This is a genomic window from Gammaproteobacteria bacterium CG11_big_fil_rev_8_21_14_0_20_46_22, from assembly GCA_002796245.1.
Lineage (GTDB): Bacteria > Pseudomonadota > Gammaproteobacteria > UBA12402 > UBA12402 > 1-14-0-20-46-22.
In genome coordinates this window covers 3,516-18,308 of the sequence record PCWT01000054.1, presented here as the reverse complement: position 1 = coordinate 18,308, position 14,793 = coordinate 3,516, and the positions used below count along the sequence as shown (strand labels likewise).

Sequence of the window (14,793 nt, the reverse complement as noted above, 5' to 3'; positions counted from 1 at the left end):
ATAAACCGTCATTATGGCGCCGGTGCGCCTGTGGGTTGTTGGTTTGTGTTGTGAAATCGCTCAATGATTTCTAGCCACGGTCTATCAGCCAACTCGGCGATCGTGTAAAAAGCTTGTCGGGTCGGCCCTAAGCCCGTTTTTCGTTGTATCATGCGATTTCTGAAAAAATCAAATCCAATCTCGCTTGTCTCGGCAGTTTTGCCACCAAAAATTTCAAAGTGAAGCTGGTTTTTTAAAATTTCTATTCGGTGATAGCAAGGTTCCTCGTTCTTCGTGCTCATGCCATTAAACATTTTATACAGCGCCGCGATAATTTTTTTGACTCCGGGCTTTTGACCTGTATCTTGGGTGTATATGTTCAGGAGCTTAATGACTGTATTGTATTGCCCTGGGTGTCCTAATGCGTAATATTCGCCACTACTTTTATAGATAAACAACATGTTTTGCCGACGTTGGTTTGTGAGCTGCCAAATCATCGACTGGTCTTCGCGAATGATCTGGCGAGGCGAGCAGATTTCGAATACATCTTTTAGACCTGTGATTATTGCATCGGGTTGTGTTTCATCCAGTTTTTTTCCCAAGAAAGTTCTGAGGTTTTGGGCGGCGTCACTGGGAGAGCAGTTTGGGGTTAGGCTTAATGAGAAGTCAAGGCATAGGTGGGCCATGCGAAGATTGGAGGCATCTGTCAGTCTTAAATCACGGTATCCACGTTGTTTTAAGGTAAGGCTTAAGACTTGAGAATCAGAAAGTTGTTGTTCAAATTGTGTTTGATCATCTTTCCAAATTTGTAATTTTTTTGAGTCTGTCATGGTGGTCATTGCCTGTGTTATTTTTTGTCGCTATTCTACGGGCCAGGATTTTAGATCGCAAGTCTCATTTGTTTCGTAGAGGTACCCTTTGAACTATCGCCATATTTATCATGCAGGTAACTTTGCCGATGTGATTAAGCATTGTATTTTGATTGAGTTGTTCGCCGCGCTTAAGCGCAAAGATGCGCCGTTTTGTTATCTGGATACGCATGCGGGCATAGGGCTTTATCCTGTCTCGGCCACTGAAATGCAGAAAAAACAAGAGTATGCCGAGGGTGTGGCGCGTTTGATGGGCGCGGCCGAGCAGTTTCCGGTGTTGGCATCGTATATTGAGATTATTAAAGCCTATAACCCCAAAGGCGATCTTCGTGTTTACCCGGGTTCGCCGGCGATTGCTAAAGCCTGCTTGCGTCCAGATGATAGAATGCAGCTTTGCGAACTTCACCCCAAAGATTATGAAACCTTAAATGAGCAATGGCCGAAATCTAGAAAACTGGGTATTCACCCTATGAATGGTTACACGGGCTTAAAAGCCTTTTTGCCACCGCTTGAAAAGCGCGGTGTGGTGATGATCGATCCGCCGTTTGAAAAGCCCGATGAATTTAACACGATTGAACAATCGCTAAAACAGGCATTGAAAACCTGGCGCGGTGGGCATTTTATGATTTGGTATCCCATTAAAAACAAAGCCCGCGTGAGTGCTTTTCACCGTAATTTAAAAGCCTTGGGTGAAGTGTTTACGGTAGAATTTCACTTGAATGCTAAGGCGCAGGGTAATGAGCTCACCGCCTGTGGTGTGAGCTTAATCAATCCGCCTTGGCAGGTTGACGGCATTATCGAAAAACAGTTGTGTCCCGCTTGGGCGAAGCTGCTGGGTGGCCGTTGCGTAGTGAATCGTTAAAGGTGTTATCTTTAATAAACCCTTGATTTTAGCCTCCTCAAGCTCAAAGCTTGATAGCATAAAAAATTGTTCAGTTTTTGCTACTTTTTAATGAGGTGGCCTCTGCTCGAAATAGCTTGATAAGTATAATTTTTGACCATATAGTAAAAACTCATATTTCTAATTAAAAAAAATCAAGGATATCTCATGCCATCAACTCTATTTCCAAAAGGTAAAGACTTCAAAAAAACTTTAGAACAACAAATGGCTCAAGGAATGCAGACGTTAATTGACGCCGCCAATAACGGTGACCCAAGCGCGGCTTTTTGGTTGTTTCAAATTTACGCAGATGGTTTTGATGAAAACTATAATTTTATTGAAGAGCCGCCGTTTTCATGGGCGAAAAAAGTAATGCAGCAAGATTATGTTCAATCCAAATATTATTTTGACTTGGCGCTAAAGCTTAAAAGTGAGCATGCTAAATATGAGTATTTTAGGTTTCTTGTGGAGGGGCGCCCTGAGTTGGGTGTTCAATGTGATGCTAATCAAGCCGGTACGATTTTTGATGAACTGTTGGAATCAGTAACAGATCGGGAGCTCAGAATTAACGTCTTGCGACAAAAATTAATTTCTATCAAAGATAGTAATAATTTTAGTGATGAATCCGACGCTGATTCGTCGGGGGAGTCGAGCTGTTCTGCTTTCTTCGATTTCTCTTCTGGAGTGGCGGAGCAAGGAGAGCCGGGAACTCTGGATGATAGTGCTCAGGAAAGTGCTGATATACCGAGTAAACCTAATGATTCTCTTCTTTTATCTTTATATCATGAAATGGCAGAGCTAGGAGATTCGGAGGTTGGAACTGAAATAGCTAAATTTTATTATAATGGTTGCTTTGATACTATCCCGGTTCGAGTGGAGCCAGATATTAATAAAGCCATACATTTTCTTGAATGTGTCTTGAGAGGTGGAGATGCTGAAGCAGCTATCACCTTGTCACAAATATTTTTGAATGAAGATTATTGTTCGCTTCAAAGTTTTGATGCTCAACTCATTAGAATAGATGTTTGTGTCGCAAAGGCTGTATCGGCTTTAGAGTTAGGTATGCGAACGGGAGAGAGTAAGCATGACCAAGCTAACTGTGCTTTAAAACTTGCTGAGGTCTATCGTACACAAGTAAACTCGGGCCCGGTTTGGGTGCGACGAGAAAAAATGTTGGATGTCTATCACTTTGCTGCGAAAGAAGGGTCGCCTGGGGCAATCGCTCAGCTGGGTTTGTTATATTTAACGGGTGATGAGGAGTTGGGTATTTCAAAAAATCTTCGACAAGCAGCGATCGTTTTTAAGCGCCTTCATAAGACTGATGGGTTTGCTCTTTTTCAAATTGCTTATAAAGTTGCATTACATGCAGCATATACACCAGAAGTAATGCAGGTCTACTTATATGTGATGTTTAATCAATTCAACTTTGGGCATGATTCTGTCTCTTTTATTGCGGATATTTATCATTTATTGAGCACGGGGACTCCAGTCACGTATTCTGGGAAAACAAGCTCGTGGCACGTCCCCTGTAATTCTGATCTAGCAGAGGAGTGGGGTACTCTAAAAAAGAAAATTGAAACGGATTGTTATGACGCTTCCGAGTTTGGATGTATAAGCACAGATTTAACGATTGAAGAAAGCAAGCTTAGAGATTTTTTAAGAGAGAATAAACAATTCGTTGCTTCACTGATTGAAAGAACCTATGAACATTTTGGTTTTTGCTGTGACAGCGGACAGTTTTTTACAAATATCCCTCAAGCAGGTCATAGGAGAATATCTATGTCAAGCGCCCCTGGGGTGTTGTTTGATTCGGGAAGAGCTGATGGTTTGATGGACGATGGGTTATCTTACAAAGCAAGTGCTCCTTCAGCTTCGTAATGCGTCTCCTGTTATCCGGCGGACGCACCCCGTCATCCACATGCCCCTTTTTACTAAAAGGGGCATTACAACTTTGCTGCTACATTCATAAACAGCAATTTTGCTAGTTAAATAACCCATTGCTAGCTAAGGGTTGTAGAGGCACTTGTCGTGGATGAGGCAGGCATGCTGGTTTCTCGGCAAATGGCTAAGATTATTGAGGAAGCGCACCGCGCCGGCGTTGAGTGGGGAAATTTATAAATAGAGGGGGCAAGTAGTTACCTTTAATAAACCCTTAATTTTTCTTTGCTAAACTCGCCGCTCAATAATCATAAAAATAAAGGTGTTAATATGGCTAGACCTAGCAATAAGGGTTATACACGATCTGAGCTTTTAGCAAACGATGCTTGGAAATCAGTTGGTAACCAGTCCATTAAGTCGTGAATGTAAGTCTAATAGGGATTCTGAGGGCGCGAAAAGCTATGTTCGTGCGCTAGAGCTTTTTTATCACAGTCTTGATGCGAAAGAAGGTATTGGTAATCGGTATAAGCGTGAAACAAGAGCAGCGGTTCAGGAGGTGGGTCGCTCTGTTTTGGGTAAATCTTACACAAAGTGTTGGGTGTTAAAAACACATCTGCCGAAAAGCGGGCGAAAAAGCCTACTTCGCCGCTTACAGATAGTACAGCTAGTTCGGCAGATGTGCTTTCACAAGACTCTCGATCGCCCAGTCCGCAAAGCGCATTTTTCCTGGATCAGCTTCAAGCACCGGGCTTAAGGTTTGGTGAGGTGTTTGCTCTCCACGAGCTTCTTGATCCTGAACCACTCCCTGAGCCTGTTTTAAACGGATGTGTGGTTATAGATGGCGCTAAGCCTGTCCTTGATGGTTCTGTATTTGAAGATCCTGATGTTGAGATGGGCCTGTTTACTAAGCCCTAGCCACACAGGCCACGATGATGTGATGTGACCTCGCTTGCTGTAGTGCTTTGCACAAAGCATTGAGCGTGCTGGCGGTGGTCATCACATCATCGATGATTAAAAGTTTCGTATACGGTATCGGCTTTATCAATTTGAACGCTCCTTTGGGGTTTTTGGCTCGTGCAGTTTTATTCAGTGTGTGTTGTGGCGCGGTGTTTTTGATGCGTTTCACATAATGGCTAACCACGGGTTTGCTCGTTTGCCGTCTGAGGCGTTTGGCGAGCTCTTGCGATTGATTGTAACCGCGTGAAACTAATCGCTTACGATGCAAGGGCACGGCTAAAATCGCATCCACTTCATTCCAATTAATCGTTTCGTGTAGGCAGGCAGCGAAAAAGGGCGCGAAGTAAAGCGCCTCATGATATTTAAACTGCTGAATGCTGTATTTGATCACATCGTTATAATCAAAACAGGCGTAGGCTTTATCGAAAACAGGCGGTTCAGCTTGGCAGCTAATGCACGCCATATTTGATGTGCTGGGTCTGGCGCAGCGCGGGCAGCGTGTGGCGTGTGATTTGAGTTGATGCTTGCATTCGGTGCAGATGATGAGCGTGCTTTTGGTTTTACATAAAAAGCAGTGCTGTACGAAGACGCTGTTTATCAAGCGTGTTATGATCGCTTTCATTCGAAACTCCGGGTTGTGGTATGGAACAATTTTTATTACCGTCTGTTGCTCAGCGCTTTGACCGTGTGGCGGGCAAGCTTGCCGAGCAGGCTGACTTGCCTGAAGACATTGCCGCACGTTTGATGTCACGCCTGTCTTTTATTAAGCACAAGCCGGCTGTGGTGTTGGATATTGGTTGCGGCACGGGCGCGCTTTCCAAAGCCATTCATGCCTTATACCCTGAGGCTAAAATCATCGGCGCGGATATTTCGTCGAAATCATTGGCAACTTACCCGTATGGCTCTCAGTGTGCTGCGGCCACAGTATTGCCCTTTCCAGATCACTACGCTGACTTGCTCGTGTCTAATTTAATGTTGCCGTGGTGTAATGATTTATCGGGTGTGTTCAGTGAAATGTGGCGCGTGCTAAAGGTGGGCGGCGTGTGCCTGTTTTCAAGTTTTGGGCCAGATACCTTGATTGAGCTTCGAGAGGCTTGGGCAAAAGTGGATGATAAACCGCATGTGCATGTGCATTGGGATATGCATGATGTGGGCGATCGATTATTATCGGCAGGGTTTGAAGATCCGGTGATGGATGTGGAGCGAGTGAGCTTGCAGTATACGTCATTGCCGGCAATGTTCAACGAGTTAAAACAACTGGGTTGGACTAATCTTCATGTGGATCGACAAAAAGGTTTGATGGGTAAAGCCAAATGGCAAGCGTTTCAAACAGCGTTGGGTGTGCCGCCGTACACTGTAAGTTTGGAGCTGGTGTTTGGTCACGGCGTTAAGGCTGAGCAAAAAACTGAAGCGCCGAATGAGTTCACGTTTTCTTTAGAGGCATTGCGTAACACTTTGCGGCGCTAGAGATTGGCAGCGTATGGGCGAGTTGATTTTACGCTCGATCCGGGTGCTAGAGCAGCATTGCGATTTTATTATTATCCCTTCAAATACGCCGCATTATTGTTATGACTTTTTTGTTCGCGCATCTAAGGTGCCGGTTTTAAACCTTATTGATATCGCCGCCGAAGAGTGCTCCCGTCGCGCGTATAAAAAAGTGGCTGTCTTGGGCACTAAGCCGACCATGCAAGATGGCCTATATTCAAAAGCATTGTCTGGCAGGGGTATTGAAATCCTTCCGCTTTCTGATGGTGCTTGTGAGGCAATACATGATTTTATCATCCATGAAATCATTCCTGAGAAAGTGTCTTTAAGCAGTACCCAATATATTAGAGGGCTTATCGAAAAGCTTAGCTGTGATGCTGTTATTCTAGGCTGTACAGAGCTTCCTGAAGTGTTTGGAAATACACTGTCGATCCCGTCTGTAGACACCACGCGTTTGTTGGCTAGGGCGGCTGTGGAATACGCTAGCCGTTGACGAGTGCTTGCGCATCAGGTTGCATTTTTTCAGTGGCAGGGCTTGCTCGCTTTTATTGATCTTGCGTTTCTCTTTCGCAGGGACGCTTTTCGCCATCCTTGGCCGCTCTCTTCCGGCATCCATGCCTCCAGAAGCCCTGCGAAAGAAAAACCCTCGCCCAAAACAGCGAGCGCATACCCTGCGATACGGTATGCGAGCGGATTTGAGGCGGCTATCGTGCTGCTTGCTACAAGCTGGCAAACGCCTGGTCTGCGGCATCGATCGTTTTTGCAATATCCTCATCGCTGTGCGCCATCGACATAAACCCTGCCTCGTAAGCCGAAGGTGCGAGGTAAATGCCTTGTTTTAGTATATGCGCGAAAAAGCGGTTGAACTGGTCGATGTTGCACTGTGTGGCATCGCGAAAGCTGGTGACTTTGCTTTTGTCGGTGAAGAAAATGCCAAACATGGTGCCTTCTTGATTCGTGCACAGAGCAATGCCGTGTTTATCGGCCGCCGCTTGAATACCTTGGAGCAAGCACTGGGTTTTTTCAAAGAGTGCGGGGTAGACTTTGCCATCGGCTAACAAGTTGAGTGTGGCTAGGCCTGCAGCCATCGCTAAAGGATTGCCGGATAAGGTGCCGGCTTGATACACAGGCCCTAAGGGTGAAAGGTAATTCATCACATCTGCGCGACCGCCAAACGCACCCACAGGCATGCCGCCGCCGATGACTTTACCCAGCGTGGTGAGGTCGGGCTTGATGTTGAATTTATGCTGAGCCCCTTGATAATCTACGCGAAAACCGGTCATCACTTCATCAAAAATGAGCAAGCTTTGGTGTTGGTCGCACAGTGCGCGCAAGCCTTCAAGAAAACCGGGTTCGGGGCTGATGCAGTTCATATTGCCAGCCACAGGCTCTAAAATAATCGCCGCGATAGCGTTGGCGTTTTCTTTGAATAAAGCTTCGACCGAGGAGAGATCGTTAAAATCCGCGGTGAGCGTGTGTTTGGCAAAGTCTTCGGGTACGCCTGCGGAGCTCGGTTGTCCAAAAGTGAGTGCGCCGGAGCCGGCTTTCACGAGCAGATGATCGGCATGGCCATGGTAGCAGCCTTCGAATTTGATAATTTTAAGTTTGCCAGTGAAGCCGCGCGCCAAGCGAATGGCGCTCATGGTCGCCTCGGTGCCGGAATTCACCATACGGATTTTTTCAATATTTGGCATGATGGCGCAGATTTTTTGCGCGAGTTTGAGCTCGAGTTCGCAGGAGGCGCCAAAGCTCAAGCCTTTTTGCGCTTGCTCGCACAGGGCTTTCACCACAGCAGGGTGAGCGTGGCCGGCAATCAGTGGCCCCCACGAGCCAATATAATCAATGTAGCGATTGCCATCGACATCGATCATATAAGCGCCCGTGCCACGATCAATAATCGGCGGTTCAAGGCCCACAGCGCGAAAAGCGCGCACGGGGGAATTCACACCACCTGGGATCAGCTTCTCGGCTTGGTGAAAGATATTGCTGGAATGTGACATGGTGGTCTCCTTAAATTCGTGTGAATCATAGCTCAAAATGAAAAATTGAGCTATGCCTTAAGCTTTTCTAAAGAAAGCTCGGCCATACTTAGCGTTCAGTTTAATCATAATCAAAAAGGAGCTGAGTTCTATGGATTCACCCCGTGGATTTTTTAATCAAGACTCGAATGCGAACGTCAGAGGGTTACTAGGAGATATTTCAGGAATTTATCAAACGCTGTTGGCTTGTAACGCCCTGCAGCTTGAGATTAAAGCCCGTATCCGAAATTTTCACTTGCTTGAGATTGGCAGGGCCCACGAGCTTTTGCACAGCAATGCGACTGATGCTCGTGGGGCTGCTTTGAGGCGCGTGTTTGGCTATTTCTTGGGAACGGTGGTGTATTTGAATCAGGTGGTTGATTATAATTCGCGCACCGCGGGCCCCGGGAGCCCAGAACATACAGATGCACAAGGTTTTTATCAGCGAGCACAGGCTCTACAAGAACGCATTGAGTCCAGTGTGATCGGGCGGGATGTAGAGTGCATCATCTGGGTCACGGCTTTGTCCGATGAGCAGTCTCTCGAGCCTGATGACCGTGTGGTTCCTGCTTCTCCAATGAAGTGAGGGCTTAGGGCTGGATGATCGTCAATATGATGATGAGCACCAAAAACACAGACGGTACTTCATTGAAGTAGCGGTAAAAACGGTGACTGTGCGTGTTGCGGTCGCGCTTGAAATTTTTGAGGTATTTGCCGCAGAGTAAATGGTAGCCGACTAGAATCATCACGGAGATGAGCTTGATATGCATCCACATTTGTTGGGCGTAGTAGTGATGGCGCGAAAATAACATCCAGCAGCCAAAAAACGCCGCGCCAATCAATGAAGGCCACATGATGTAATAATAAAGTTTATACTCCATGATCTTGAATTGTTCAGAGACGTTTTTATCTTCGGTCATGGCGTGGTAGACAAAGAGTCTCGGCAAATAAAATAGCCCTGCAAACCAGCAGACCACACAGATCACGTGAAAGGCTTTGAGCCAGAGCATCGGTATTCTCGGGTTTTTGTCTGGCACAAGGCTACGCTCTGCTATGAACAGTGTCAAGAAAACGGGGCTTTACAGGCGATCTCGCTGCGCGGATAATGGCCTCAGTTCAGTAACAAGTGTGATCAGTCATGAGCGATGCCGTTAAAACTCACAAACCCAAATCCCCAATCGATTTTACCGATGCTGCCGCAGCCAAGGTCTTGGAGCTGATTCGTGAAGAAGAAAATCCTAAATTGAAGCTGCGTGCGTTTATTACGGGCGGGGGCTGCTCCGGGTTTCAATATGGTTTTACCTTTGATGAAGAGCAAAATGCCGATGATATGGCGATTCAAAAGCCGCTAGAAAGCGGTAGCGTGACGTTGCTGATCGACCCAATGAGTTTTCAATATTTAATGGGCGCGACGATCGATTACAAAGAAGATTTGTCGGGTTCACAATTTGTTATTAGAAACCCCAATGCTAAAACCACCTGTGGTTGTGGGCAGTCGTTTTCGATTTAGCTTTTTTTCTGTGTTTTTGAGTGCGAATCTATTTTTCCATAGTCATTGACAGATTCGTTTTTTTTGATACAATGCTCGCCAAGTTTAACGATTATCCTTGAGGGGAGAATGCTATGAAAAATACACTATTTCTTTCGGTGGCCCTGGCGGTATCAACGGCTTCATTCGCTGCAGGTTCTTCAGCGTCGCCACAGTTTGTTGCTGGCGGTCTATATCTTCAAAATGAAAGTGGTCTTCAGCTTCAGAATTTAACCTTTACGTATCAAATGTCTTCGGGCGGCGGCGAGCTGACGATTGCTAACTATATTGACAGTGGCCGGCAAACAGCCTCTTATGCTGGATATCTTTACCAAATGATTATGAACGATGCAGGGTGTTATGATCAAAATATTACAGTAACAATGTCTGCGGTAACTCCTGGTAACCCAGGCAAAGATATTAAGCCGACAACGATTACCTGTCCAAACATTACCCTTAACACAGGCGATTCTGCTAAATTCGCCCAAGCGCTTAATACACATTTTGTCATTGATTCAAACGAGCATTGTAGCACTGTGCAAGGTTAATATCAGTCATGAGGAACCCGGGCTGAGCCCGGGTTTTTTGTTTTAGATGTCGAAAAACATCGCTCTCTTTTTTTCAATTTGATCTGTTGCGCATTTTGTCATACTGTATGCGCTTGATTTTAGAGAAGCTATTATGAATGAAACACTGGCTTTGCTGAAAAAGGGCACCGAAGAAATTATCGTCGAAGACGAGTTTGTTGAAAAGCTCAAAAGCGGCAAGCCGCTGAAAGTAAAAGCGGGCTTTGATCCCACGGCGCCGGATTTGCATTTGGGTCATACCGTGGTGATTAATAAACTGCGCCAGTTTCAAGATTTGGGGCATGAGGTCACCTTCTTGATCGGCGACTTTACGGGCATGATTGGTGACCCCACGGGTAAAAATGTCACGCGCAAGCCCTTAACCCGTGAAGAAGTCTTGGCGAATGCTGAAACCTACAAGTCGCAAGTCTTTAAAATCTTAGATCCTGAAAAAACCCATGTGCTGTTCAACTCAGAATGGTTCGGCGATAAAACCGCGGCAGATTTGGTCCAGCTTGCGTCGACCTATACGGTCGCTCGCATGCTGGAGCGCGACGATTTTTCCAAGCGTTTTAAAGATAATCGCCCAATTGCGATTCACGAGTTTTTGTACCCTTTAGTCCAAGGTTACGACTCAGTCGCTTTGCAGGCTGATGTGGAGCTCGGCGGTACCGATCAAAAATTTAATTTATTAGTGGGGCGCGAGCTTCAGAAACATTATGGTCAGCGTCCACAAACTGTGATCACAACCCCGCTGATCGAAGGTTTGGATGGCGTGCAGAAAATGTCAAAATCTTTGGGTAATTATATTGGTATTGCCGATAAGGCCGACGAAATGTTTGGCAAAATCATGTCGGTATCCGATGAATTAATGTGGCGTTACTTTGATTGCTTAAGTTTTAAAACGCCGGCTGAAGTTGCTAAATTGAAGCAGGCTGTTCAAGACGGTCAAAATCCGCGTGATGTGAAATTTTTATTGGGCGAAGAAATTGTGGCGCGCTTTCATGATCAAGCTGCGGCCACGGCTGCGCGTGAGGCCTTTATTGAGCGATTCAAGCACGGTGCGATGCCTGACGATATCCCTGAGATCAGTATAGATGTGGGTGAAGGCTTGCTGATAGCTGTTGTGCTCAAGCAAGCGGAGCTTGTGGTAAGTTCTGGTGAGGGTAATCGCATGATCAAACAAGGCGCGGTGAAAATTGACGGCGAGCGCGTTGAAGATCACAACCTGAAAATTACGGCAGGCTTTTCGGCAGTGGTGCAGGTAGGTAAACGGCGTTTTGCAAACATTATTGCGATATAATGTCGGGTACATACTTAAAGCGTTTTTCAACGCTTCGGGCAGATAAAGGCGGTTTTGCTCTATTGGAAAAATTACGTTATCCTTTTGGAGGTTAAAGAAAATTTAAGTCCAGGAGGGCGCATGTCTAATCGAGTAAATGAGTTAATTGAGCAATATCAAGCCAAGTACGTTGATGTTCGTTTCACGGATACGCGAGGCAAAGAGCAACACGTCACAATTCCGGTTGCGGCTGCCGATGAGGCTTTTTTTAAGTACGGAAAAATGTTTGATGGCTCATCGATCGCAGGTTGGCGGGGCATTCAAGAATCTGACATGATCCTTATGCCGGATCCTGATACGGCTTTTCTTGACGCATTTCGTGATGTGGCTACGGTGGTGGTTCGTTGCGATGTCATTGACCCTGTGACAAAGGAAGGCTATGAGCGTGATCCTCGATCCATTGCTAAACACGCTGAACGGTATCTAGTAGATTCAGGCGTTGGCGATGAGTTTCTTGTGGGGCCTGAGCCTGAATTTTTCATGTTCGACGATGTCCGCTGGGGCACTGAGATGAACGGTGTTTTCTACAGTGTTGATTCGCGAGAAGGTGCGTGGAACTCTTCAAAAGAATATAAGGACGGCAATAAAGGCTATCGCCCAACCGTAAAAGGCGGGTATTTTCCTGTGCCACCTGTGGACTCATCGCAAGATATTCGCACAGCGATGAGTGAACAACTGCGTGCTTTAGGTATCGTGGTTGAAGCGCATCATCATGAAGTCGCAACGGGTAACCAAAATGAAATTGCTTTTCGTTTTAATACGCTTTTAAAAAAGGCAGATGAGCTCCAAGTGTTTAAATACGTGATTCAAAATGTCGCTCGTCAATATGGCAAGTCAGTGACTTTTATGCCAAAACCCATCGTGGGTGATAATGGTAGTGGCATGCATGTGCATCAGTCTATCGCCAAGGGCGGCAAAAATTTATTTGCTGGTGACAAGTATGCTGGTTTATCACAAATGGCATTGTATTATATTGGGGGCATCATTAAACATGCGCGCGCAATTAATGCATTTACAAATTCAAGCACAAATAGCTATAAGCGTTTAGTGCCAGGCTTTGAAGCACCAACGATGTTAGCTTACTCGAGTCGTAATCGTTCTGTTGCCATTCGCATCCCTCACGCGCCCACGCCTGAGTCCGCCCATATCGAAGTGCGCTTTCCAGACCCTTGCGGTAATGCTTATTTGGGCTTTTCGGCGATGTTGATGGCAGGTCTTGATGGCATTAAACATAAGATTGATCCTGGCGAACCTACTGATCGTGATTTGTTTGATATCTCACCGAATGAGGCGAAAAAATTGCCGCACGTGTGCAATACCTTACAGGCTGCGCTGCATTTTTTAGATAAAGATCGGGCTTTTTTGCGAGAAGGCGGCGTGTTTACGGATGACTTTATTGATAGTTATATCGAACTAAAAGATAAAGAAGTCGCACGTTTGCGCGGCACAACGCACCCTGTTGAGTTTGATATGTATTACGATTTATGATAAATCGTCTGTTAGCGCTTGCGGGCTTACTGTGCCTTACAGTAGTGGGTAAAGCTGACATTCCCGCTTGGGTTAGTCGAGTGGATCTTGGCCGTGCAGATTGGATGATCATCGCGGCCATTTTAGTTCTCTTCATGGTCTTTCCTGGCGTGATGTTATTTTATGGCGGCCTCGTACGGCGCAAGAATGTGCTCTCAATCATTCTTCAAGCGGCGGCTGTCGTGTCCATGACCACATTGATGTGGGTACTGATTGGCTATGCGTTGAGCTTCGGGACAAGTCATATGCCTACAGATGCCGTGATTGGCAATATCACGGACACGTTTTTGTTTCATCTTCATCAAAATTTAAGTGAGCACCACTCAGTTAAGCTTGCATTTGCCATTTATCAAATGGGTTTTGCAGTGATCGCCCCTGTGTTGATTTTAGGTGGGGTGGCCGAGCGTATTAAATTTAAAGCCGTGATGGTGTTTATCTTTTTTTGGGAATTGCTGGTGTATTATCCAGTGGCGCACACCGTTTGGGGTGGTGGCTTTTTGTATCACATGGGCGTGTTAGATTATGCGGGCGGCCTTGTCGTGCACGTAAGCTCAGGCGTTGCCGCTCTAGTCGCTGCATGCTTGCTTGGTAAAAGATGTCTTGGGCAAGTCAAAGAGGTTGAGCCACACAACCGCGTCTTTGTAGTGATAGGGATTGGTATTTTATGGATTGGTTGGTTTGGATTTAATGGCGGCGGCTCAGAAAATTTTCATATTTTAGGCGTGGCTATCCTAAATACGCAGTTGGCAGCCATCTCAGCTATTTTGTTTAAACTTTTTCTGGATCATCTTGTCAGGCGTCGTGTCACGGTGATTGGCACGTCAGCAGCAGCAATTTCAGGCCTGGTTGCCATTACGCCGGCGGCTGGTTTTGTTGGGGTGTTCGGCGCTATATTGATAGGCTTGATATCAAGCGCGATTTGCCATTTTGCGGTGCGTTGGCGTCATTCTTTAGGCTACGATGATGCGCTAGATGCATTTGGCCTGCATGGTGTGGCAGGCTTAGTGGGTGCCATGTTGGTGGGGGTGTTTATATCAGCGCGTTTAGGCGGGGCAGGTTATCCGCCTGGGCTGACGGTCAATAAGCAGCTTTGGGTGCAGTTTCTTGCAGCACTACTGGTTGCTGCTTGGTCTGCTTTTTGGACCTTTGTGATTCTTAGTGTGATGAAACGCTGTTTTTCTATTCGCGTGGAAAAAGCGGACGAACTTGCAGGCTTAGATATTAGTCAGCATGGTGAGGTCGGCTATATCGATGACTAGCCCCCTCTTAACACGCCCTAATCTGAGCGCCAAAAAACTTTTTTAAAAAAACGCTTGCCTTTGGATAATTTGTGATTACAATGGCCGCCTGCCTGAGAGATGACGATTTAGGCCCTTGAAAAAGTGTAAAAAAATCGTTGACAGGCAGAAGGCTAAGTGTAGAATGCAAAGCCTTTCCCGGAGAGGATGATCTTTAAAAATTAAGTAAGCAATTTTGATGAGTGCAGCGTACGTAGCTCATATACTATATATATGGCTACTAACGTAATTTTGCGTTAGGGGCAAATCTCTTTTTTAATGAAAGAGTTTGATCCTGGCTCAGATTGAACGCTGGCGGCACGCCTAACACATGCAAGTCGAGCGGTAACAGGAAGAAGCTTGCTTCTTCGCTGACAAGCGGCGGACGGGTGAGTAATGCGTGGGAATCTGCCTCTAGGCGGGGGACAACTCGGGGAAACTCGAGCTAATACCGCATAATGTCTACGGACCAAAGCGGGGGACCTTC

General features: G+C 46.1%; 15 protein-coding genes and 1 rRNA gene (1 of these 16 cut by a window edge). 12 read left to right on the top strand and 4 right to left on the bottom strand.

Translation table 11 applies throughout. The features are described from left to right. Positions 1–11 precede the first annotated feature (11 nt). Entirely contained in the window at positions 12–809 is a 798-nt protein-coding gene (locus COV52_07730; protein ID PIR10647.1) for a hypothetical protein, read from the bottom strand. Between the two features lie 88 nt (positions 810–897). Between COV52_07730 and COV52_07725 the strand changes: the two genes are divergently transcribed. The 3 genes from COV52_07725 to COV52_07715 all read left to right on the top strand — a co-directional run bounded on the left by COV52_07725 (position 898) and on the right by COV52_07715 (position 4,521). Continuing rightward, positions 898–1,710: a 23S rRNA (adenine(2030)-N(6))-methyltransferase RlmJ gene (locus COV52_07725; GenBank protein ID PIR10646.1), complete on the top strand. Its 813-nt coding sequence runs from the start codon at positions 898–900 to the stop codon at positions 1,708–1,710. Positions 1,711–1,896: 186 nt separating this feature from the next. Further along, complete coding sequence (locus tag COV52_07720) at positions 1,897–3,606, top strand: hypothetical protein (protein ID PIR10645.1); 1,710 nt, start codon at positions 1,897–1,899, stop codon at positions 3,604–3,606. A 591-nt stretch (positions 3,607–4,197) separates the two neighbouring features. Beyond that, positions 4,198–4,521, top strand: coding sequence for a hypothetical protein (locus COV52_07715; protein PIR10644.1), 324 nt, complete (start codon positions 4,198–4,200; stop codon positions 4,519–4,521). Here COV52_07715 and COV52_07710 read toward each other — a convergent pair. Then, a complete protein-coding gene (locus tag COV52_07710; protein ID PIR10643.1) occupies positions 4,511–5,185 on the bottom strand; it encodes a hypothetical protein in 675 nt (224 codons plus the stop codon). The two genes, COV52_07715 and COV52_07710, sit on opposite strands and share 11 nt — an antisense overlap. A 20-nt stretch (positions 5,186–5,205) precedes the next feature. Here COV52_07710 and COV52_07705 point away from each other — a divergent pair, with 20 nt between their 5' ends. Together COV52_07705 and COV52_07700 are read left to right on the top strand one after the other, a co-directional pair. Beyond that, positions 5,206–6,030 (top strand): malonyl-[acyl-carrier protein] O-methyltransferase BioC, encoded by an 825-nt coding sequence (locus COV52_07705; GenBank protein ID PIR10642.1) that lies wholly within the window; start codon positions 5,206–5,208, stop codon positions 6,028–6,030. A gap of 13 nt (positions 6,031–6,043) precedes the next feature. Further along, a complete protein-coding gene (locus COV52_07700) occupies positions 6,044–6,541 on the top strand; it encodes a hypothetical protein (GenBank protein PIR10641.1) in 498 nt (165 codons plus the stop codon). Between the two features lie 226 nt (positions 6,542–6,767). Here COV52_07700 and hemL read toward each other — a convergent pair whose 3' ends face one another. Continuing rightward, positions 6,768–8,048: a glutamate-1-semialdehyde-2,1-aminomutase gene (hemL, locus tag COV52_07695; protein PIR10640.1), complete on the bottom strand. Its 1,281-nt coding sequence runs from the start codon at positions 8,046–8,048 to the stop codon at positions 6,768–6,770. 130 nt (positions 8,049–8,178) lie between these two features. On the opposite strand from hemL, the gene COV52_07690 reads away from it, so the two are divergent. Further along, positions 8,179–8,652, top strand: a complete 474-nt coding sequence (locus COV52_07690; GenBank protein PIR10639.1) for a hypothetical protein — start codon at positions 8,179–8,181, stop codon at positions 8,650–8,652. Positions 8,653–8,656: 4 nt separating this feature from the next. Here the strand turns inward: COV52_07690 and COV52_07685 are convergent, their stop codons facing one another. After that, complete coding sequence (locus COV52_07685) at positions 8,657–9,082, bottom strand: TIGR00701 family protein (GenBank protein ID PIR10709.1); 426 nt, start codon at positions 9,080–9,082, stop codon at positions 8,657–8,659. 122 nt (positions 9,083–9,204) lie between these two features. On the opposite strand from COV52_07685, the gene COV52_07680 reads away from it, so the two are divergent. From COV52_07680 to COV52_07655, 6 genes are all read left to right on the top strand, one after another. Continuing rightward, the gene (locus tag COV52_07680; GenBank protein PIR10638.1) at positions 9,205–9,576 is read left to right on the top strand and encodes an iron-sulfur cluster insertion protein ErpA; all 372 of its coding nucleotides are present in this window, start codon (positions 9,205–9,207) and stop codon (positions 9,574–9,576) included. Between the two features lie 113 nt (positions 9,577–9,689). Continuing rightward, on the top strand, positions 9,690–10,142 hold the full coding sequence (locus COV52_07675) for a hypothetical protein (GenBank protein PIR10637.1): 453 nt from the start codon (positions 9,690–9,692) through the stop codon (positions 10,140–10,142). A gap of 133 nt (positions 10,143–10,275) precedes the next feature. Next, entirely contained in the window at positions 10,276–11,463 is a 1,188-nt protein-coding gene (locus COV52_07670) for a tyrosine--tRNA ligase (GenBank protein ID PIR10636.1), read from the top strand. Positions 11,464–11,583: 120 nt separating this feature from the next. Next, the gene (glnA, locus tag COV52_07665; protein PIR10635.1) at positions 11,584–12,990 is read left to right on the top strand and encodes a type I glutamate--ammonia ligase; all 1,407 of its coding nucleotides are present in this window, start codon (positions 11,584–11,586) and stop codon (positions 12,988–12,990) included. Then, positions 12,987–14,288: a hypothetical protein gene (locus tag COV52_07660; protein ID PIR10634.1), complete on the top strand. Its 1,302-nt coding sequence runs from the start codon at positions 12,987–12,989 to the stop codon at positions 14,286–14,288. The genes glnA and COV52_07660 overlap by 4 nt, the downstream gene beginning before the upstream one ends. 301 nt (positions 14,289–14,589) lie before the next feature. Continuing rightward, a 16S ribosomal RNA gene (locus COV52_07655) occupies positions 14,590–14,793 on the top strand (it continues 1,227 nt past the right edge of the window).